This window comes from Azospirillum sp. TSH100, from assembly GCF_004923295.1.
Taxonomy (GTDB): Bacteria; Pseudomonadota; Alphaproteobacteria; order Azospirillales; family Azospirillaceae; genus Azospirillum.
Window position 1 is genome coordinate 2,425,304 of sequence record NZ_CP039634.1, and the last position, 20,237, is coordinate 2,445,540.

A 20,237-nucleotide genomic window follows, 5' to 3' on the forward strand; every position below is an offset into this window, starting at 1 on the left:
CGACGGACATCAGAAAGCCGGGTGGATCCAGCGACGTCAAGGCCGCTGAACGGCATCGACGAAAAGGGAGAGCGGGGGAAAAGGAGGGAAGAGAAGGAACGGCGGAGCGCACCCAAGGCCAGGGGCCTGTGGTGGGGGGCAACGTCGGCCAGGAAATTGGCTTGGACGCGCTCCGCCGATAGGTACCGTCCGGAGGCAAACGGGAGAACCGGACGGCCAAGTCCGATGGCAGGGAACCATCGGGAAGAGACACCAGATAAGAAGACGCTCACTCGTGACGGGCCGGTGTTTCAGGGGGGCTGGCCCGACCGCGTCACAAGAAGGACATTAGCCCGGCCGCCCTGTCCCCAACCTGACTCAACCATGAATTTCCCTTCATGAACTGGCATGGTTGAAGGCGTCGGTCAGGCCGGTGCATCGGCCTCCCGCCGCTGGGCGGCGGCGGCGAGACGGCAGAGTTCGTCACCATCGAGAATGATGACGATGCGGCCGTCGTTCAGAAGGGAAACGCCACCGACACCAGGCACTTCGGCAAGGCCGGGATGGCTTTCACGGACGAACAGGTCGCCACGGCGCAGGAGCTTGTCGATCTCAAGCCCAATGCGGCGGCTGCCCTGGCGCAGCACGACGACGAGGCACTGGCCGGGGCCGGTCGGCGGCCAATCCCCGTCGGCGGGAAAGCCCAGTGCGTCGGCAAGGCGGACCACCGGCAGCACCCGCTTGCGCCGCATGACGGTCCAACAGCCGGAGACGCGGTGGAAATCGTCAGCGGTGAAGCCGCAGACCTCCTCAACGAAGCGGTCGGGAATGGCAAGAACCTGATCATCGACCTGAACCAGCAGTGTGCGCAGGATCGCCGCCGACAGCGGCAGGTCGATGGCGAAGGCGGTACCAGCCCCTTCCCGCGTGCGGATTGCGATGCTGCCACCCAACCGGGTGATGGCGTTGCGCACCACATCCATGCCGACCCCGCGGCCGGAGGTCTCGGTTACCGTGTCGGCGGTGGAGAAACCGGGGGCAAAGATGAATTCGCGAACGGCATCGGGAGACAGGCGCAGACTGTCCTCCTCACCGATCAGTCCCTGACGCACCGCCTTGACGCGCACCCCCTCCGTCACAATGCCGCGGCCGTCGTCGGTGATCTCCACCACGACGCGGCTGTTGCGCTGGACGGCACGCAGGGACAGCGTCGCCTGGGGCGGCTTGCCGGCGGCCTCGCGGTCGGCGGGCGGCTCAATGCCGTGGTCGATGGCGTTGCGTACCATGTGCATCAGCGGGTCGTAGAGCATCTCCACCATGCTCTTGTCGATGCGAACCTCGCCGCCCTCGGTGGCAAAGCGCACCGACTTCCCCTGCACCCGCGCCAGCTCGCGCACCACGCGGGGAAACTGGTTGAACAGGGTTTCGATGGGGACCACGCGCAAATCCAGTGCAGCCTCGCGCAGGCGATCTACGGAGCGGCTGAGCTGGGTGTCGAGATCCAGCAGGTCGCGGCGGTGATGCTCCACCGCCTCGCGCAGGGCACGCAGGTCGGGATCGCCGGCCCCGAGCCGTTCGGTCAGGGAGGCGAGCGCGCTTTCCAGCCGCAGATCGTTGGCGGTGGCGTTCAGGTCGCCGGACAGCAGGACCATGCCGTCGATGCGGGCCATGAAGCGGTCGATCACCTCGCCGGGCACGCGCAGCACGCCGCCGGCGGTGGACAGTGCGGGACGGGAAGGCGGGGCGGCAGGCGGATTGGCGAGTGGAGAAACGGCGGTCGGAGCGCCGGTGGACTGCACCGCGGGCAAGCCGGGCGCTTCGGGGAGAGGAGCGTTTTCCGACGCGACCGCCTCTTCGCAGATATCGGCCTCGTCGATAGAAGGGGCGCAGGCGCGGATGCGCAGAAAGCCGCCGCCAGGATCGATTCCGGCCAGGGCGTCGGCCAGCGCCGACAGCTTCTGCGGGGAAGCGATCAGCACGCGCAGCCAGGTCTTGCCGTCGATGAATTCCGGCCAGTTGGTGATGGCGCGCACCTTGCTGCCCATCCATTGGACGAAGCCGGATGCCACCTCCGGCGAGGTTTCCAGGAAGGCGGTGACCTCGTAGAGCCGCATCTCCGGATCGGCACTGGCGGCGCGCAGGTCGGCGGTGCTGTCCGGCGACAGGAAACGCAGCAGGCCGGGGTCGAGGCCCAGGACCGTCAGTTCCTCGACGGTCAGCGGCCGGCGCGCCTCTCCGGTCTCCCGCTCCGCGGACACCGCATCGACGAAGGCGCGCAGGCGTCCTTCCAGCGCGCCGTCGGCGTCGAGATCCTCGGCCGGTTCACGCGCCGCCCGCAGCGCCAGATCGCCGAGCGCGGTGCGTGCATCGGCCAGCAGAACCGGCCAGTCTGGATGGCCGGTCGCATGGCCGGAGGGGGCGGCCCGGCGCATCACGTCGGCGAGCACCCGCAGCAGGGCGGAGCCGCGCGGCAGCCGGACGATGTCCAGGGTCGCCGCCATCCGCTCGAGCAGCCCGGCCAGTCCGGCAGCAGCGGCTGTGTCGGCAAGCCCGGCCGGATCGGCCAGCATCGCATCGGCGCGGGCGCTGCCCTGGGCCAGGATCTGGGCGTTGTGGTCGGCCAGCAGGGTCGCCAGAATCGCCGCCCCCGCATCCTTGCCGGTCAGCCTGCCAATGCGGGCGCTGGCGGTGGCGACCCCCTGAAGCTCGCGCAGGATGCCGTCGGCGTCGCGGGCGGCCAGTGCCGCGCGGAAGCGGCGCAGGGTGTCGGCGAAGGGCAGGAAGTTCAGCCGCTCACAAGCCAGCTCCAGCCGGTCGGCGGTGTCGTCGACGCTGCGGGTTCCGTCCTCGTCCAGGCTGTCGAGGTCGAGCGCGCGGGTCAGTGCCGCCATACCGTCATGCAGCAGCCCGACGAACAGGCCGAGCATCCGCTCGTTCTCATGCAGGCGCACCGGCGGGGGCGGCGGGGGAGCGGGAGCGGCCTTGGCGGCGGGGGCTTCACCGCCCAAGACATCGAGCCGGGTCAGCAGCTCGGCCGGCGCCTGTCCGTCGCGGCGGTCGCGCAGGCCGGCTTCGGCAAGGCCGCGCAACGCGTCCAAAGCCTCCAGCAGCGGTGCGGTGATCTCCTCTGTCAGGGCCAGTGCGCCGGTGCGCACGCGACCGAGGATGGTCTCCGCCCGGTGCGCCACCGCCTCCATGGCGAAGAGGTCCATGGCGCGGGCGGCGCCCTTCAGCGAATGGAAGGAGCGGAAGAGCGCGGCGATCCGCTCCGCCTCAGGCCCGTCGCCGGGAGAGGTGGACAGCAGCTTTTCCAGCAGGTCGAAATGCTCGCCGGCCTCGACGCCGAACTGCCGCCACAGGGTCTCGATCAGTTCGCTGCTCATGGATCACCGTTCAGGGGGCACCGCTCACGGATGGGGCCACGCCGGAGGATCAGGGCTTGGCGGGCGGCGGCAGACCGGCGGCGCGGCGGATGGCGGCGACGATGTCGTGGCCCTTCTTGTGGGCGAGGTCGAGGCTCATGGTGCCGGACGGCTTGGCGATGATCTCCACCGCACCCAGCGCCCGGGCCTCGTTCGCTTCGGGCGAGCCGACCTGGGCGACGGAGGAGATGATGATGACCTTGGCGCGCGACATCAGCGACAGATGCTCCATCACCTCCAGCCCCGACATCTCCGGCATCTCGATGTCGAGGAGGACGATGTCGGGCTTCAGGCTCTTGACCATTTCCAGAGCCACCTTGCCGTTTTCGGCCGCGCCGACGAGGGACAGCTCGTCGTCCGCGCGCACGATGTCGCCGATGATGGTGCGCATCAGCACCGAATCATCGACCAGCAGGATCGTCGGCTTCGCCATTGGTGAAAGGTTCCTATCTTTGCAGCGCCTGTCGGCTATCGGTTTCTGCGTGACTATCAGGAGAGTGTGAAGAGGGCGTTCAGCTTGCGGGCGATTGACGCAACCGGCAACACCTCCGTGGCGGTGCCGGCACGGATTGCCGCTCTTGGCATGCCGTCGACCGCACAGGTTGTCGGATCCTGGACCAGGACGGGAAAGCGGCGCTCCGCGAAGGCAGCAGAGCCGGCGCTGCCATCATCGCCCATGCCGGTCAGGATCACGGCGACCGGCGACTCCGCGGTCTCGGCGGCGCTGCGGAAGAGGCGGTCGGCCGACGGGTGGTAGATGGCACCGGCGGGATCGGCAGCATGAAGGGTGAAGCGCCCGGAGGCGCTGCGGCGCACCGTCCAGTCGCTGCCGCCACGCAAAATGGCGACCGCTGCCGGGTCAAGCATTTCCCCATCGGCCCCCTCGCCCACCAGCCGGTTGAGGGAACGGGCGAGCGAGGCGGCGAAGCCTGCGGTGAAGCTTGCCGGCATATGCTGCGCCACAACCAGTGGACAGGGCAACGGCCCCAGCGTGCCGAGGAGTTCAACCAGCGCCACCGGCCCGCCGGTCGAAACGCCGATGACCACAAGGTCCGGGCGCTGGCCACGCAGGGTCGAGCGCGGCGGCGGAAGCGGGTCGGGCATCGGTGCGGCAGCAGGAACCGGATCGACGGCGCGCTCTCCGGTCAGAGCCATTCGCCAGCGCCCCCAGTGGCGCACCTTCTCGGTCAGCTGTCGTTCGATCGACGCCATATCGAAGGTGATGAAGGAACTGTTCTTGCAGACGAAATCCACCGCCCCGGTTTCCAGCGCGCGTATGGTGGCGGCCGCTCCCTCCGAGGTTTCGTTGGAGACCATGATGCAGGGCGGTCCCTTTTCCGCAGCGATGGCCTGAACCGATTCGATGCCGTCCATGATCGGCATGTTCAGGTCCATGGCAACCACATGCGGCTTCAGCTTGCGCGACAGGCGCAGCGCCTCGGCGCCGTTGCGCGCCTCGCCGACGATCTCTATGTCCGCGGCCGGCTCCAGCATCTTGCGGAGCGCGATGCGGACGAAATTGCTGTCGTCCACCACGAGCAGACGGATGCGCGGATCGGTCATGGTGCGGCAATCCCTGCCGGCCGCAGTCCTGCGGGCAGAGCCCTTGTACCGTCGGCTGCGGCGGCGGTCAGCCCTTCCGGCCGCAGCACCGGAATCAGGGCATGGTCCAGACGGATGACGGCGGTCGTCAGGCGGTCCGATAGAGGATCGACATCCTCGGTGGCGATCTTGCGGATGCGCTGTACCTCATCGGCAATCACCGCCACGGTGCCGCCGTCGATCTCCACCAGGATGGCGATGCCGGGCGTGGCGGGGGTGGCGCCAATGGGCCCACGCGACAGCAAACGGCGCAGATCGAGAACAGGCAGGATGCGACCGTCCACGTCAGTCAAACCGTCGAAGCTCTCCGCCCCTTTCGGCAGACGCAGCCGGTCGCCGACCTCGACCACACGGCGGACCTTTTCGAACTCCAGCGCATAGACGCGGGCCTCCACCACGAGGGTGAGGAAGCGGCGGTAGAAACGGCGCGGCAGGCGGCTTTCCGCCAGATCGTCGTCGGGGTCGCCGCCATCCGGCACGAAGCGGCCGATATCGTCGAGTTGATCGCCCAGCATGCGCGCCACACTCCTCACGTCGAGCCAAGTGCAATCATAATCCACGATCCTGGGCGGGGCCCCCGCCTCGCCGGCGCGCAGGCGGTCCAGCGGTACGCGCACCACCCCGCGCACGCCGTCCACGCGCACGCCGACCGGTCCCCGGCGCGTCCGCAGGACGACGGCATAGCCGCCCGGCCGGTCTCCCGCGCCGAGAGGGTCGGTAACCAGGATCGACCGCTTCTGCACCCGCGCCACGCCACGGACCAGTGATGGCGCATGGGGCAACTGCCGCAGATCGCCGACCGGGAAGACCAGCAGCAGATCAGCCATCTCCAACGCCTCGGGCCGGCCGGCGACCTCCACCATCAGCAGACGGACGCTGGCCCGCTCGCGCGACGGATCCGGCGGATCGGCAGCGCCGCCGGTCAGCGCGCCGGCATCCATCAGTCCCGTCAATCCCGGAGTGGCAAGCGCGGCACCGCGCCCGAGTTGCATCAGATCGGGATCGAGCAGGCGCAGGAACCGCTCGCCATGGCGCAAACGGCCTGCCACCGGTGTGCCGCCATCCTCAGGTTCCGCCGCGGCGAGGGTCACCCGCTCCGCCGTCAGGGTACCGCCGATCCGCCCGGCGCGGAGTGCCAGCAACCCGGTTCCGGCGCGCAGAACGATCAGCAGGCCGCCACGCCGCCCGCCCGCCCAGGCAAGCCGCAGAGAGGAATAGGCGGTGATGTCCAGCACCGGCAAAATCCGGCCGGCGACATTCGCCAGCCCCTCCACCTGCGGCGGCGAGAACGGCAGACGGGTGGTTCCGGTCGGTTCCGCCACCTCTTCCACCCGGTCGGCGGCGACGGCGAATGGCGTGCCGGCTATGTCGAAGGTCAGATATCCGCAGGGGCTCATGCCACCCCTCCCCGCCGGTAAGCGATCGCGCGGTCGCCGCGGTGGCGGACGAAGCCATGGCGGTCCTCAAGCCGGTCGGTGGTGCCGAGCACCAGCCAGCCATCGGGCGCCACCGCCGAGGTCAACAGCGAGAGCGCCCGTTCACGGCTGTCGTCATCGAAATAGATCATGACGTTGCGACAGGACACGAGGTCGAAACCGCCGGCCGGTGCAGTGTCCGGCAGAGCCCCATCCATCAGATTGTGACGGGCGAAGCGTACGACCCGTCGGGCCTCGTCACGCACCCGGCGATGCAATGGCGCCTCCGGGCCGAGCGGCATGAACCAGCTCTCATAGTCGGCCGGCATTTCGCGAAAGGGGCCGAGTCCTTCGCCGCCGTAGCAGGCGTTGGAGGCCTGCCGCACGGCAATCCGGCTGAGGTCGGTACCGAGAACTTCGACGGTCCAGTCGGTTTCGAGCCCATAGGCGGTGCGTCGCGCCTGCCCGGCATCGGCCAGTGCCTCCAGCGTCACGATGGCGAGACCATAGGCCTCCTCCCCGGTGGCGCACCCGGCGCTCCACAGCCGCAGCGTACGCATGGCGCTGCGCTCGGCAATCAGCCGGGGCAGCAAATGGCGGCGGAGATGGGCGTGATGCGGCAGATCGCGAAAAAAATAGGTTTCGTGGATCGTCAGATTCTCGATCAGGCTCAGCCAGTCCGGGCTGTCGGCCGGCGCCCCTTCGATCTGCGCCACCCACTCCTCCAGCATGCTCAGCGGCATCGCCGCCAGGATGCGCGCCAGCTTGCGCTCGAGCGGACGGTCATGACGGATGCCGGCCTTGCGCCGGACGTCGTCCAGTAACCGCCGCACCAAATCGTACAGCGGGCCATCCGACCCTGTGGATGGAGGAGCAGCGCCGCCGGTCACGACGCCCGGAAGCGTTCAGCCAGACGCCGCGTGTCGTCGGCCAGCCGGGAGAGGTGAACCATGGTTGCCGTGATCTCCTCCGACGCCGCAGCGTTCTTGGAGGCGACCGTGCGGATGTTCCCGACGTTCGATTCGATCTCGACAATGTGATCCTGCTGGTTCGCCATCGCGGCGGCAACCGACTGGACCATGCGGTCGATCTGGGTCACCCGCTCGGCGATACCGTCCATCATCTGCACCACCTCGGCCGTGGCGGCCATTCCCTCCTCCGCCATCGTCGCGGCGGCCTCGACGATCTCGGCGATCTGTCGGGCGCTTTCCACCGCGTTGTCGGCGAGTTTGCCGACCTCCTCGGCCACCACCTCGAAGCCCTTGCCCTGCTCGCCGGCGCGGGCGGCTTCGATGGAAGCGTTGACCGACAGGATGTTGGTCTTCACTGCGATCTGGGTGATGGCCTCGGTGATGCGGCCGATGCGGCGGCTGTTGTCACCGATGGTCTGCGAGACTCGAACCAGTCGCGCCATTTCCGCCTTACCACGGTCGGCGAAGCCGGCGGTGACCCGCACCATGTCGGAGGCGGCGCGGGTGCTGTCGGTGACATCGGCGATGGCACGGACGGATCGGCCGACCGCGTCCACCACCCGGTCGAGATCCTCGGTCTGGATGGCGGCGCCATCGGCGACCTGCGACACCGCAGTACTGGCCTGCCCGGCGGCGACGGCGACCTGGGCCGCCTGCTGGCCGATACGCCGGAAGGAAGCGCTGGCATCTTCGACCAGCGCCACCATGTCACCATAGCGGCCGGGGAGAGATGCGGCACCCGGCGCATCTCTCTGCGCCTCGCCCTCTCCTTCCTGGGTCAGGCGGCGCAGGGTGGCGTGGAGCCGATCCTGTGTCTGGGCGATGCGAACCAGGGATGCGACGACGCCACCTGCCTCGTCACCACGGAGAGGCGGTATTGACAGCTCATCCGCCATGCCGTCGGCCAGCCGGCCGGCGGCCATCTGCAGCCGCCCCATCGCGTCGGAGAGATCGAGCGCCAGGATGCAGCCGATCAGCAGCCCCAGGGCGAGCATGCCACCCGTGACGATCCAGACGGTCTGTTTTCCGATGTCGGGAACAGCGTGCGGCAGCAGAAGGGGAATGAGTGCCGCGACCGTTGGCAGAACAAGGGCGAGTCCAAAACGGGGAAGGATCCGCAAGCTGGCCGGAAGGGACATCGCAGTACAGGCTCCTCACGAACGACCAGCGGCACCCCGCGATACCCTGCGGAGACCGCATGCCACCCTTATGACTTGCCGGATGCACCCCAACCGAAGCAAGGTGATTCCGGTACATAGTGCTCGATGCCGCCGTTCGCGTGCGGCATTCGCCGTCCGCCCATCCGCTCAACCCGGCGCCGCCTTCGCGGCGGCCTTGATTGGACCTTCGCCGGCATGTCGATCGCCACCCGCATCGCCCTGGGATTCGCCGCCGTGCTGCTGCTGACGCTCGCCGTCGCCGTCGTCGGTTGGAGCGGGCTGAACACCTACGCCTCGCAGGTGGAGATTGCTGCCCAGACCGCCCGGCTGGACACGCTGCTGTATAGCGCCCGGCAGGAAGAGGCCCGCTATCTGCTGGACGTCGACCCCTCCGCCAGCCGGCGGGTGCGCCAGTTGACCGACCAGATGAGGAGCGAGGCTGAAGCGCTGCTGGCCCTGCCCAACCATGCCGTGCCGCCCGACACGCTGCGGGAAGCGCTGGAGAAGCTGGCGGCCTACCGGAAATCCTTCGACGAGGTGGTGGGGCTGGAGGTCGACCGTTTCGCCAGCCTGGCGAAGCTGCGCAAACAGACAGCCGCCCTGCTGGTGATCGCCCAGACCCTGACACAGGATCAGACGGCGCGCTATGCCGACGCACTGGCCCGGGTGAAGGCCGATCCGAGCGACCGGGCCGCGGTGACCACGTTGGAATCCTCGGCCCTGCTGGCGACCATCGCCGGGCGGCTGATCCAGGAGACCCGCGGCGCGCTGCTGGATGTACAGCAATTCCTGATCGACCACGGCGGTGCCGGGCGCAATTCGCTCAACGGCAGCATCGATCGGCTGCTGACCATCGTCGGCGATGTGCGAAAGGCTGCCAATGACGGCGACGCTCTGCGCGAATCGGAGAAGCTGACCGCCTCTGTCATGGGGGTGGAAACGGAATTCCTGCTGGTCGCCGACATCGTCGCCCGACGCAATGCCGCCCGCGACGCCATGCGCGACGCCGCCAGGACCGTGAACGATCAGGTGACACAACTGGTCGCCGCCCAGACGGCGGAGCGGGAGGCCGGACGGTCGCGCGCCGTGCTGCTGCTGTGGAGCGGCGCGCTCGGCGCACTGGCCGTCGGCACGGTTTTGTCGATCCTGATCGCCCGCAGCCTGACCGGCCCCATCGCCGCCACCACCAGAGCGGTACAGCACCTGTCGGAAGGCGATCTGACGGTCGCGGTGCCGGGAACCGGCCGGCAGGACGAGTTGGGATCCATCGGCCGTGCCGTCGCCACCGTCATCCAGGTGCTGCACGGGCTGCATGGCGAGATGCACAGACTGTCTGGAAAGAGTGTGGAGGCCGTGGAGATGGAAAAGGGTCCGGCCTTCCATGGAGCCTATGGCGAGATGGTGGCTCTGTTGCAGCAGACCGGTGCGGCCTTCCGCACCATCGGCGAACAGGCGACTCAGGTCGCCGTCGCCGCAGGGCAAGCCAGCACCGCCATCTCCCACGTGTCGGACGGCGCATCTGAACAGACCGACGATCTGGATCAGGTGGCGACGGCGGTCGGCCAGTCGGCCCGCGCCATCGCCCATGTCACCGACAGCACGCGTGATGCCTCCGACATGGTGAAGGATGCCGCCGACTTCGCCGATGGCGGACGGGCGGACATGGCACGGCTTCTGCGCGTATCACAGACCATCGCCGAGAACAGCCGTCGCATCGGCCGCATCACCGAGGCCATCACCCAGATCGCAGTGAAGACCAACATCCTGTCGGTCAACGCCTCCATCGAAGCCGCCCGCGCCGGCGAGCAGGGCAAGGGCTTCGAGGTGGTGGCCGAGGAGGTCGGCAAACTCGCCGACAACGCGGTGGAAAGTGCCCGGCAGATCGCCGAGATCATCGAAGCCGCCGCGGCGCTGGCCGAAGAGGGCAAGACGGTGACCGAACAAGCCCGGCGCCGGATGGACGGGCTCGCGGAGCGGGTCGACCGCATCGATGGCGCCTTCCAATCGGTCGCGGTTGCCATGGAGGAGCAGCAGGCCTCAGTCCGTGAGATCGAACGGTCGATCGAAAGCGTGCGCACAGTCGCCTCCAAGAACGCCGCCGCGTCAGAGGAAATCGCCGCAACCATGGTGCATCTCTCCCGGCTGGCGGACGAGACGCGGCGTCAGGTGTCACGGTTCCAAGCCGGCTGAAACTTGGCCGTTCGCTGAAGTTCCTTGATCTGTGTCGGAACTGCAGGCTCATCAGTCCCGCTGACGGCAACCAACCGGCGTTACACAAAATATCCGAAGTGGTAATTCTTAATCCCCCAACGGGATTATTTTGCATTTAAAGTTCTTTTAACCCTATTTCACGCCTAATCGGCCTGCGGGAACGCTTGATCCCGATAAGATGCTCCACTGAACATTATCAGCCCCACCCGACACCGAGGGAGTCCCCCATGCCCGCACAGAAGGTCGCCGATGAAGTCCGACTGGCCAGCCGCATTCACGCGCGTCTGCTGGATGCCTTCATCGATTTGACAGAGCGGGAATTGGCCGGTCTGGCGCCGGGCTTTGCCGAAGAAAGCCTGATAGAAGCCCTGGAAGCCCTGCGCGCAGCCCGCAAATCCTATGGGAAGACCGCCGGGGTGATGGTTGTCTCCAACCTACAGCTGCCGCAGGCCTCGAATGCCGCCTGACCCCGGGGCCCTTCCGCTCCCGATCAGGTGGTGGTCGTCTTGCGGGTCCGAGGCTTGCGCGCCTTCGGCGGCTCTTCAGATGCCGCGTTCGTATCTGCGGTCTTCACGACGCCACGTGGCTTGGCGTTGGTGGTCTTACGCGGCGCCTTGACGACGGCCACGACCGGCGAATGGTCTGGAACGGCCACGGCTTCGGCCAAGATCGCGCGCTCGGCCTGGAGCCAGTGGTCGGCATCGCGGCCGTGAGGTCGGCCCTCTTCCAGCCAGATCGCATAGGCGCGGTCACGGATGCGCTGTTCGACATCCACGCTCATCACATCTCCCCGGGAAATGGTGGTTGGGTTTGCTGCAATGCAAAGACTGCCGAATTCCCGAGATGCGCGCAACCAATCGGATCGTTATCGGACCTACGCCCGACCGATCGGCCGTCACTCCGATGAGGTTTCGCCACGCTCGGGTTGCCGGTTCTGCTGGACCTCGCGCCATTTGGTGACATTGCGGTTATGGTCCGCCAGCGACTTGGCGAAGACATGGCCGCCGGTGCCATCGGCAACGAAATACAGGAACTCGTGCCGTTCCGGCTTCATGACCGCATGAATCGACGCCTTGCCCGGGTTGGCGATGGGCCCCGGTGGCAGGCCGGTCGCGACATAGGTGTTGTAGGACGACTCGACCTTCCAGTCGTTGCGGTTCAGCGCCCGTCCCAACTCGCCGCTGCCGTCGGTCAGCGCGTAGATCACCGTCGGGTCGGACTGGAGCTTCATGCCCGCTTCCAACCGATTGACGAAGACACCCGCCACCCGCGGGCGCTCCGCGGCGATGCCGGTTTCCTTCTCGACAATGGAGGCAAGTGTCAGCGCCTGCTGCGGCGTCTCGAACGGCAGGTTCTGATCGCGGTTCTTCCAGGCCTCGGCCAGCGCCTGGGTCATCGCCGTCTGCATCCGCTCGATCAGGGCGGCGCGGCTGTCACCATAGGCAAAATGGTAGGTCTCCGGCAGCAGGGAGCCTTCCTTGGGCGGCTTCGGAACCTCACCGGTCAGGCCGGTTTCCCGAGCAAGCAGCGCCACGACCTGCGCCGAGGTCAGTCCTTCCGGCACGGTGAAGCGGTGAACGACGGTACGGCCCTGGCGCATCTGCTCCAGAACACCTTCGATGCTGATTCCTGCGGGGAACTGGTATTCGCCAGCCTTCAGTTCACGGAAGATACCGCTCAGCTTTGCTGCGGCGACGAAGACCAGCGGCGAAGCGATCACGTTGGAGTCGCCCAGCGTGATGGCAATAGCCTCCAGACCGCTGCCGCGCGGGATGACGACCGTCTCTGATTGCTCCAGCGGTCCGGGCGCCGAATAGCGCTGGTAACCCCAGACGCCGATTCCTCCCGCCGCACCGATCGCGAGGGCCAGCGTCCCCGCGAAAATTCGGAGACCCCAGCCCATCGCTCACCTCTTGAAAACGACTGACCGCAACGCAGGTGCGGCGCTTCGCTTACGCGAATTCCTTGAACACCAGCGAAGCGTTGGTGCCGCCAAACCCGAAGGAGTTCGACAGTGCTGCACGCACGCGGCGCTCCTGGGCCACCTTCGGCACCAGATTGACGCCCATGCAGCTCTCGGACGGATTGTCGAGATTCAACGTGGGCGGCACGATGCCGTGGTTGATCGCCTTGATCGAGTAGATCGCCTCGACCGCACCGGCGGCTCCCAGCAAATGACCGATAGCAGACTTGGTGGAGGACATCGCCAGGGTGTCCATGGACTCGCCGAACAGGCGCTTCACCGCACCAAGTTCGATCTCGTCACCAAGCGGCGTGGAGGTACCGTGGGCGTTGACGTAGTCGATGTCCGACGGGTCCATCCCGGCACGCTTCAGCGCACCCCGCATGGCACGGAAACCGCCGTTGCCGTCTTCCGCCGGGGCCGAAATGTGGTAGGCGTCGCCCGACAGGCCGTAACCGACGACTTCGGCGTAGATGGTGGCGCCGCGCTTCTTGGCGTGCTCCAGCTCCTCCAGCACAACGACACCGGCGCCCTCTCCAATAACGAAACCGTCGCGGTCCTTGTCATAGGGACGCGAGGCCTTCTCGGGCGTATCGTTGAAGTTGGTGGACAGAGCGCGCATGGCGGCGAAGCCTCCAACGCCGAGACGGCTCACTGCCGCCTCCGTGCCGCCGGCGACCATGACGTCCGCATCGTCCCACATGATCAGACGGGCAGCGTCGCCGATGGCGTGCGCGCCGGTCGAACAGGCGGTGACGACCGCATGGTTGGGGCCCTTGAAGCCGTGCTGGATCGAAATATGACCGGAGGCCAGATTGATCAGGCAGGCGGGAATGAAGAAGGGAGACAGACGGCGCGGACCCTTTTCGTGCAGGGTCACGGCACCATCGGCGATGCCCGGAAGGCCGCCAATGCCCGAACCGACCATGACGCCGGTCCGCTCGCGCTCTTCATCGGTCTGGGGAGCCCAACCCGAATCCTTGATTGCTTCCTGCGCCGCGGCGATGGCGAAGATGATGAAATCATCCATCTTACGCTGGTCTTTCGGCGAAACGAAGGCGTCGGCGTTGAATTCGCCCTCACCCGTTCCGCGCGGGAGCTGCCCGGCGACTTTGGAGGCCAGGTCCGAAGCGTCGAACCCCGTGATGCCGCGGATTCCCGACGTTCCGGAAATCAGCCGCTCCCAGTTCAGCGTGTGGCCGACGCCAAGCGGCGTGACCATACCGAGTCCGGTGACGACGACACGTCTCATGAGGCTGTTCCTTGACCTTTCCTCGAAAATAATGTCGACGAACTGGTCGTCGACGGCCAGGCCCCGCGCTGCTGGTGTCGCAAATGCGGTTCGCCTGGCCCTCGGGGGCTCAATGCCCGCGGCCCGATCAGGCGGCGGCGTTGGCCTTGATGAAGTCGATGGCGTCCTTCACCGACAGGATCTTCTCAGCGGCGTCGTCCGGGATCTCGACACCGAACTCTTCCTCGAAGGCCATGACCAGCTCGACGGTGTCGAGGCTGTCGGCGCCCAGATCGTCGATGAAGGAGGCGTTCTCCACCACCTTCGACTCCTCGACACCCAGGTGGTCCACAACGATCTTCTTCACGCGCTCGGCGATGTCGCTCATCTTTTAAGACCTTCCAATCCTTGAAACCGCTCGGGATAATCCGGTCGGAGCAACACGCGAAGAACGTGCCGTCCTGCCGCGAAAAGCCCCGTCCGATAACACATTTCAGCAGCCTTGACCAGCACCCGCGAGGGAGGCCGGCTGGTGCCGTTCTTCACACGTGGCGATGCCGCCCCGTCCGATCCTCATCAGATCATAGCCATGCCGCCGTTGATGTGCAGCGTCTGGCCGGTGACGTAGGCGGCCTCCTCGCTCGCGAGGTACACGACCCCGGCGGCGATCTCGTCCGGCTGACCCATGCGGCCGGCCGGAATGGCGGGGAGCAGTTTCTGCTTCTGCTCGTCGTTCAGGGCGTCGGTCATGGCCGTGGCGATAAAGCCCGGCGCGACGCAGTTGACGGTGATGTTGCGCGAGGCCAATTCGGCCGCCAACGACTTGGACATGCCGATCAGACCGGCCTTCGACGCGGCGTAGTTGGCCTGCCCCGGATTGCCGGTGACGCCAACGACCGACGTGATGTTGACGATGCGGCCCCAGCGGCGCTTCATCATGCCGCGCATGGCGGCCCGCGACAGTCGGAAAGCCGCCGTCAGGTTCACGTCGATGACCGACTGCCAATCCTCGTCCTTCAGGCGCATCGCGATCTGGTCGCGGGTCAGCCCGGCATTGTTGACGAGGATGTCGATCTTGCCCAGCGCCGCTTCGGCGTCCTTGAACAGCTGTTCGGTCGCCGCAGCCTCCGACAAGTTTCCGGGGACGACAAAGGCGCGCTCGCCGAGTTCGGCGGCCAAGGCCTCCAGCGGGGCGACGCGGGTGCCGGAAAGCGCGACGGCGGCGCCCTGGGCGTACAGCGCACGGGCGATCGATGCACCGATACCGCCGGACGCGCCGGTGACGAGAGCCGACTTGCCGGTCAGGTCAAACATGGATGGCCTCACGGGACTGATGTGTTCACAGGGTCTTCAGGAACGACTCGACATCGGCCGGCGTGCCGACCGACACCGCCGCCAGATCCTTGTCGATTCGCTTGGTCAGCCCGGCCAGCACCTTGCCCGATCCGACCTCGACCAGCCGTTCGACGCCCTGCTCCTTCATGTAGAGGACGCATTCGCGCCAGCGGACCATGCCAGTCACCTGTTCGACCAGCAGACGGCGGATGGCGTTGGGATCCGAAACCGCCGAGGCGGTGACGTTGGCCACCACCGGAACCACCGGCGCAGAGATGGTGACGTTCGCCAGAGCTTCCGCCATCGCGTCGGCCGCCGGCTGCATCAGCGAGCAATGGAAGGGAGCGGACACCGGCAGGCGCACAGAGCGCTTCAGTCCGCGTTCCGCCGCCAGCACGATGGCGCGGTCAATGGCGTCGGCGCTGCCGGAGATCACCACCTGACCGACCGAATTGTCGTTGGCGATGCTGCACACCTCTCCCTGGGCGGCGTCGGCGGCGATCGCCTGCGCCTGGTCCAGGTCGGCGCCCAGCAGGGCCGCCATAGCGCCCTTGCCGACGGGAACCGCCTTCTGCATCGCCTGACCGCGCAGCTTCAGCAGGCGCGCAGTGTCCCCCAACGAGAAGGCGCCGGCGGCGCACAGGGCGGAATACTCACCCAGCGAATGGCCGGCGACGAAGGTGGCATGCTTGGACAGGTCGGCCCCGCCCTCGCTTGCCAGCACCCGCATCACCGCGACACTGACCGCCATCAGGGCCGGCTGGGCGTTCTCGGTCAGGGTCAGGTCGGCCTCGGGTCCTTCGACCATCAGGCGCGACAGCCGCTGGTTCAGCGCGTCGTCCACCTCTTCAAAGGTGTGACGAGCGACTTCGAACGCCTCGGCGAGTTCGCGGCCCATGCCGACGGCCTGGCTGCCCTGCCCCGGAAAGACGAACGCCCTGGTCATGCTTCGGTGAAACCCTGGATGAATGCGCCCCGCCCCTGCGGCGGCACCATGGATTGGGCGACAGTCATACCCTCACTTTTTAGCAAGTCAAGCGACGCGCGATGACCAAAGCGACAATGATGCGATAAAACGCCACGTAATGAGGCACAAGGCCCACGAAAAACCGCCGTTCCGAAGGGGTTGTTCGTGGGCTCTCACAGAGGTGCCGCGCACCGGGTCTTGCGCCGTCTGCTGCGGTGCAAATCAAAGGCCTGCGTTCAGGCCTTGCCCACCAGCGCCACCCTGGTCCAGGGCCTCATCTGCGCCAGCGTCTCCAGCACCATCGGGCCGATCAGGCCGGAGAGCAGGGCCATCCAGAAAATCACGCCATCCGGCGCATCCATCAGGTGCAGGACCACCCGCGCACCGGCGGCGAACAGGGCATGATGCAGATAGATGGCGTAAGAAGACGCGCCGACGGTGCGGAAAACCCGACTGGACGGCATGATGTGCAGCAGAGTTACCGCTCCGCCCATGCCACACAGCAGGGCGACACTGCTGTTCCAGCCAAAATGCGGAAGATATCCCCACAGCGATGCCTGATGGAGAGCGACGCCGACGGCGAGCGCAGTGCCGGCTGCCGAGAGCATCGCCTGCGGCCGCCCCAGCGCGCGAAACCGGGTGACGCCCACACCGAACAGGAAATGCGGCAGCAGGAAGCAGGCCTCGTTGATCGACAGGACGTTCGAGTCGGCATGGACCGTCAGGCAGGCGGCCACCGCGGCCGCCATGGCAAGCACGAAGCCACCCGGCCGGTCCATGGCATGGAACGCATCGAGCAGAGCTGCCAGACCGAAGATCAGGAACAGAGCCTGCAGATACCAGAAATGTGCGTATGGAAAGACGTAGATCCGCCACATCGACTCGGGAACGAAGCTCCCGTTCGCTCCAGGCGCGTGGGTCTGGAGAAAATAGAAAAGGGCCGACACCACCACAAAGGGGAAGCCCAATCGGCGCAGCTTCTTGATGAAGAAGATCTTAAACCGGTCGGCGCGCACCGGGTTCAGGGCATAGACCAGCCCTGAGATGAAGGTGAAGAGTGGCATGCGGATCAGTTCAAAGCTGTCGGTGGCATAGCGATAGATCGAGCCTTCCGCCACCTGCATGCCGGATCCGGGAATGCCAACCACGTGGTAGGCGACCAGCAGGATGCAGGCCAGCCCCCTCAATTCAACGACATGGTACGGCAACATGTTCTTGCGCATGGCTACTCCAGGCCCCGGGCTGTCATCGCCGCCGGCGGTTTATGCGGCACCGGGTCGACCCGCAGCTCCGCCATGAACGGCAGGCGGAACATGGCGGCTGGCACAGTGGATTGCACTTCGGTCAAATGCGCATAACCGTATTCCGCGCGATACCCACCCTTGCACCGTCCCTACCCGGCCAACGCATGAGGACGCGCAGCGGTGTTCATCCAGGCAGCACCCCCGTCCAACCGGGCAGCACCTTAAGGCCGGTATGGATTTTCCCAAAGGCGGGGATCGGGCGAACCTGATTTTCGCTTGCCACCACCGCCGCCCTGTGCATACTGCGCCGCTTCATAACTCCTTGCCGGCGGTCCGCCGTCGGCTAGGCCCGGGCGGCTGATCCGATCCATGAGGGATGGGGCGCAGCGCCGGACCATGAACAGCCATGGGGAGTGCAATGGCACTTTACGAGTGCGTGCTGATCGCGCGCCAGGACATTTCGGCCGCCCAGGCCGAGCAGCTCTCTGAGCAGTTCGCCCAGATCGTTCGCGACAACGGCGGCACGATCGCCAAGAGCGAATACTGGGGTCTGAAGACCCTCACCTACAAGATCAAGAAGAACCGCAAGGGTCACTACACCCTCTTCAACATCGACGCGCCGGCCGCCGCCATCGCCGAGATGGAGCGGAACATGAGCATCAGCGAAGACGTGCTGCGCTTCATGACCGTGCGTGTAGACGCCCTTGATGCCAACCCGTCGGCGATGATGCAGAGCCGCAACGAGCGTGGTGAGCGCGGCGAGCGTGGCGACCGTGGTCCGCGTCGCTTCGACGACCGTGGTCCGCGTCCGCCGCGTCGTCAGGAAAACGTTGCCGCTGCCGAAGGGGAGACCGCGTAAATGTCCGACAAGCAGACCACGGGCGCTCCGGCCCGCACCGGCGGAGCCCGCCGCCCGTTCTTCCGTCGCCGCAAGACCTGCCCGTTCTCGGGCGCGAATGCTCCGGCGATCGACTACAAGGACGTCAAGCTGCTGTCCCGCTTCATCTCCGAGCGCGGGAAGATCGTCCCGAGCCGCATCACCGCGGTCTCGACGAAGAAGCAGCGCGAACTGGCCCGCGCCATCAAGCGCGCCCGTTTCCTGGCCCTTCTCCCCTACGTGGTGAAGTAAGCCCGGCAACGGCCGATCTGTTTCGGTGAAGGTTCTGCAAGGGGTTTCCATGGCCTTGGGTCCGGCCGTACCGCTGGTGATCGCCGTCAGCGGCGGTCTGGCAAGCGCATTTTTCTACCTGTCGGTCACATTCGGCGGGATGGGTGCGCTGATCCTGGGCTACCTGGCCCCCCTGCCCCTGTTCCTGACGGGACTGTGGCTGGGGGCTCCGGCGGTGACGTTGGCCGGTCTGGCCGGCGCCGGCGCGGTGATGTTGGGCACCTCCGGCAGCTTGCTGGTGGCGCTGTCCTACCTGATGACCGGGGCCGCTCCCGCGATCCTGGTCGTGCGGCAGTCGCTGCTGGCGCGGTCGCGGGAGGATGGAACCCTGGAATGGTATCCGCCCGGACGGGTCCTGATGGGCCTGACCGGGATGGGCGTGGCGGCGCTGCTCGCTGCGGTGATCCTGACGCTCGGAGAGCCCGGTGGGCTCGACGGGCTGATGCGGCAGACCCTGGCCCGAGTCGTCGAGCCGGCGTTCCGCTCGCAGGGCCAGCCAGCCCCGGATCCCGAGGCATTCTGGGTGGTGGCCGTCCTGCCGGGGCTGGTTGCGATCTCATGGCTTGTCATGACGATCGTCAACGCGGTGCTGGCGCAGGGGGCGCTGATGCGGTTCGGCCGCAACCGGCGCCCTGCCATGCGTCTGGCCGAGCTGGAATTGCCGAACTGGCTGGCGCCGCTGTTCGCGGTGTCGGTCGCTGCGGCCTCTGCCGTACCGGGGACCGTGGGGTTCCTGGCGGTCAATCTGGCTCTGATCCTGGCGGTCCCGTTCGCCTTCGCCGGGCTTTCGGTGGTTCATGTATTCGCCAGCAGCAAATCGGCGCGCACGCTGATCCTGGTTGGCTTCTACATGATGCTGTTTCTCTTCGGGTGGCCGATCCTGCTTTTGGTCGGCCTGGGCATGATCGAGCAATGGATCGGGCTGCGCCGCCGGTTTTCCCCCGCGGCCCCCGGTCAGGAGGACGAGTGATGGAAGTTATTCTGCTGGAGCGGGTCGAGAAGCTCGGCCAGATGGGCCAGGTCGTCAATGTGCGTCCCGGCTTCGCCCGCAACTATCTGCTGCCGCAGCGGAAGGCCATGCGCGCCACCAAGGCGAACCTGGCCGTCTTCGAGAAGCAGAAGGCCCACCTTGAGGCCGTGAACCTGGAGCGCCGCAAGGACGCCGAGCAGGTCGCGACCAAGATGGACAATGTGACGGTCGTCGTAATCCGTCAGGCCGCCGAGACCGGCGTCCTGTACGGTTCCGTGACCACCCGCGACGTCTCCGACGCGCTGACCGCCGCCGGCTACAAGACCGACCGCAAGCAGGTCCAGATCGACACCCCGATCAAGACCCTGGGTCTGTTCAAGCTGCGCGTCGTGCTGCACCCGGAAGTGTCGATCACGGTCACGGTCAACGTCGCCCGTTCGGCCGAAGAGGCCGAGCTGCAGGCCCAGCGCGGTGGCATGATCACCGCCGCCGACCTGCGGGACGATGACGAGGAAGAAGAGACCTACGTCGAAGAGACCGCGACCGAGGAAGAGGAGGGCTGATCGCCTTCCTGCCGCAAAAGTTCCGGAGATGCCTTC

At 66.8% G+C, this 20,237-nt stretch carries 19 protein-coding genes; 6 read left to right on the forward strand and 13 right to left on the reverse strand.

Annotated elements, in window-relative coordinates; genetic code table 11:
- Positions 1-404: 404 nt before the first annotated feature.
- From E6C72_RS11505 to E6C72_RS11530, 6 genes are read right to left on the reverse strand one after another with little or no spacing between them, the layout of a single operon-like run.
- On the reverse strand, positions 405-3,362 hold the full coding sequence (locus E6C72_RS11505; protein ID WP_109085613.1) for an ATP-binding protein: 2,958 nt from the start codon (positions 3,360-3,362) through the stop codon (positions 405-407).
- Positions 3,363-3,411: 49 nt separating this feature from the next.
- Positions 3,412-3,834 carry a response regulator gene (locus E6C72_RS11510; protein WP_109049771.1) on the reverse strand — a complete coding sequence of 141 codons (423 nt, stop codon included), beginning with the start codon at positions 3,832-3,834 and terminating at the stop codon, positions 3,412-3,414.
- A 56-nt stretch (positions 3,835-3,890) separates the two neighbouring features.
- A complete protein-coding gene (cheB, locus tag E6C72_RS11515) occupies positions 3,891-4,964 on the reverse strand; it encodes a chemotaxis-specific protein-glutamate methyltransferase CheB (protein ID WP_109085614.1) in 1,074 nt (357 codons plus the stop codon).
- On the reverse strand, positions 4,961-6,400 hold the full coding sequence (locus E6C72_RS11520; protein WP_109085615.1) for a chemotaxis protein CheW: 1,440 nt from the start codon (positions 6,398-6,400) through the stop codon (positions 4,961-4,963). The genes cheB and E6C72_RS11520 overlap by 4 nt, the downstream gene beginning before the upstream one ends.
- A complete protein-coding gene (locus tag E6C72_RS11525; protein WP_247875677.1) occupies positions 6,397-7,251 on the reverse strand; it encodes a protein-glutamate O-methyltransferase CheR in 855 nt (284 codons plus the stop codon). The genes E6C72_RS11520 and E6C72_RS11525 overlap by 4 nt, the downstream gene beginning before the upstream one ends.
- Positions 7,252-7,304: 53 nt before the next feature.
- Positions 7,305-8,528 carry a methyl-accepting chemotaxis protein gene (locus E6C72_RS11530; protein ID WP_136700726.1) on the reverse strand — a complete coding sequence of 408 codons (1,224 nt, stop codon included), beginning with the start codon at positions 8,526-8,528 and terminating at the stop codon, positions 7,305-7,307.
- Positions 8,529-8,744: 216 nt separating this feature from the next.
- Here E6C72_RS11530 and E6C72_RS11535 point away from each other — a divergent pair, with 216 nt between their 5' ends.
- Complete coding sequence (locus tag E6C72_RS11535) at positions 8,745-10,739, forward strand: methyl-accepting chemotaxis protein (RefSeq protein ID WP_136700728.1); 1,995 nt, start codon at positions 8,745-8,747, stop codon at positions 10,737-10,739.
- Between the two features lie 248 nt (positions 10,740-10,987).
- Positions 10,988-11,227 carry a hypothetical protein gene (locus E6C72_RS11540; RefSeq protein ID WP_109442605.1) on the forward strand — a complete coding sequence of 80 codons (240 nt, stop codon included), beginning with the start codon at positions 10,988-10,990 and terminating at the stop codon, positions 11,225-11,227.
- A 23-nt stretch (positions 11,228-11,250) separates the two neighbouring features.
- Here E6C72_RS11540 and E6C72_RS11545 read toward each other — a convergent pair whose 3' ends face one another.
- The 7 genes from E6C72_RS11545 to E6C72_RS11575 all read right to left on the reverse strand — a co-directional run bounded on the left by E6C72_RS11545 (position 11,251) and on the right by E6C72_RS11575 (position 17,479).
- The gene (locus tag E6C72_RS11545) at positions 11,251-11,541 is read right to left on the reverse strand and encodes a DUF2934 domain-containing protein (RefSeq protein WP_169055154.1); all 291 of its coding nucleotides are present in this window, start codon (positions 11,539-11,541) and stop codon (positions 11,251-11,253) included.
- Between the two features lie 114 nt (positions 11,542-11,655).
- Positions 11,656-12,663 carry an endolytic transglycosylase MltG gene (gene mltG, locus E6C72_RS11550; protein ID WP_109442607.1) on the reverse strand — a complete coding sequence of 336 codons (1,008 nt, stop codon included), beginning with the start codon at positions 12,661-12,663 and terminating at the stop codon, positions 11,656-11,658.
- 49 nt (positions 12,664-12,712) lie between these two features.
- Positions 12,713-13,975, reverse strand: coding sequence for a beta-ketoacyl-ACP synthase II (gene fabF / locus E6C72_RS11555; RefSeq protein ID WP_109442608.1), 1,263 nt, complete (start codon positions 13,973-13,975; stop codon positions 12,713-12,715).
- Between the two features lie 127 nt (positions 13,976-14,102).
- Positions 14,103-14,342, reverse strand: coding sequence for an acyl carrier protein (locus tag E6C72_RS11560; RefSeq protein ID WP_014247969.1), 240 nt, complete (start codon positions 14,340-14,342; stop codon positions 14,103-14,105).
- A 188-nt stretch (positions 14,343-14,530) separates the two neighbouring features.
- The gene (gene fabG, locus E6C72_RS11565; RefSeq protein WP_109442609.1) at positions 14,531-15,268 is read right to left on the reverse strand and encodes a 3-oxoacyl-[acyl-carrier-protein] reductase; all 738 of its coding nucleotides are present in this window, start codon (positions 15,266-15,268) and stop codon (positions 14,531-14,533) included.
- 25 nt (positions 15,269-15,293) lie between these two features.
- The gene (gene fabD, locus E6C72_RS11570; protein WP_109442610.1) at positions 15,294-16,235 is read right to left on the reverse strand and encodes an ACP S-malonyltransferase; all 942 of its coding nucleotides are present in this window, start codon (positions 16,233-16,235) and stop codon (positions 15,294-15,296) included.
- Positions 16,236-16,492: 257 nt separating this feature from the next.
- Complete coding sequence (locus tag E6C72_RS11575; RefSeq protein ID WP_109442611.1) at positions 16,493-17,479, reverse strand: acyltransferase; 987 nt, start codon at positions 17,477-17,479, stop codon at positions 16,493-16,495.
- A 439-nt stretch (positions 17,480-17,918) separates the two neighbouring features.
- Here E6C72_RS11575 and rpsF point away from each other — a divergent pair, with 439 nt between their 5' ends.
- The 4 genes from rpsF to rplI are packed head-to-tail and all read left to right on the forward strand — an operon-like array spanning position 17,919 to position 20,201.
- Positions 17,919-18,359, forward strand: coding sequence for a 30S ribosomal protein S6 (rpsF, locus tag E6C72_RS11580; RefSeq protein WP_109442612.1), 441 nt, complete (start codon positions 17,919-17,921; stop codon positions 18,357-18,359).
- Entirely contained in the window at positions 18,360-18,629 is a 270-nt protein-coding gene (gene rpsR / locus E6C72_RS11585) for a 30S ribosomal protein S18 (RefSeq protein ID WP_012974291.1), read from the forward strand. It abuts the gene before it with no gap.
- Positions 18,630-18,678: 49 nt separating this feature from the next.
- A complete protein-coding gene (locus E6C72_RS11590) occupies positions 18,679-19,638 on the forward strand; it encodes a DUF2232 domain-containing protein (protein WP_109442613.1) in 960 nt (319 codons plus the stop codon).
- A complete protein-coding gene (gene rplI, locus E6C72_RS11595) occupies positions 19,638-20,201 on the forward strand; it encodes a 50S ribosomal protein L9 (protein WP_109442614.1) in 564 nt (187 codons plus the stop codon). The genes E6C72_RS11590 and rplI overlap by 1 nt, the downstream gene beginning before the upstream one ends.
- Positions 20,202-20,237 lie beyond the last annotated feature (36 nt).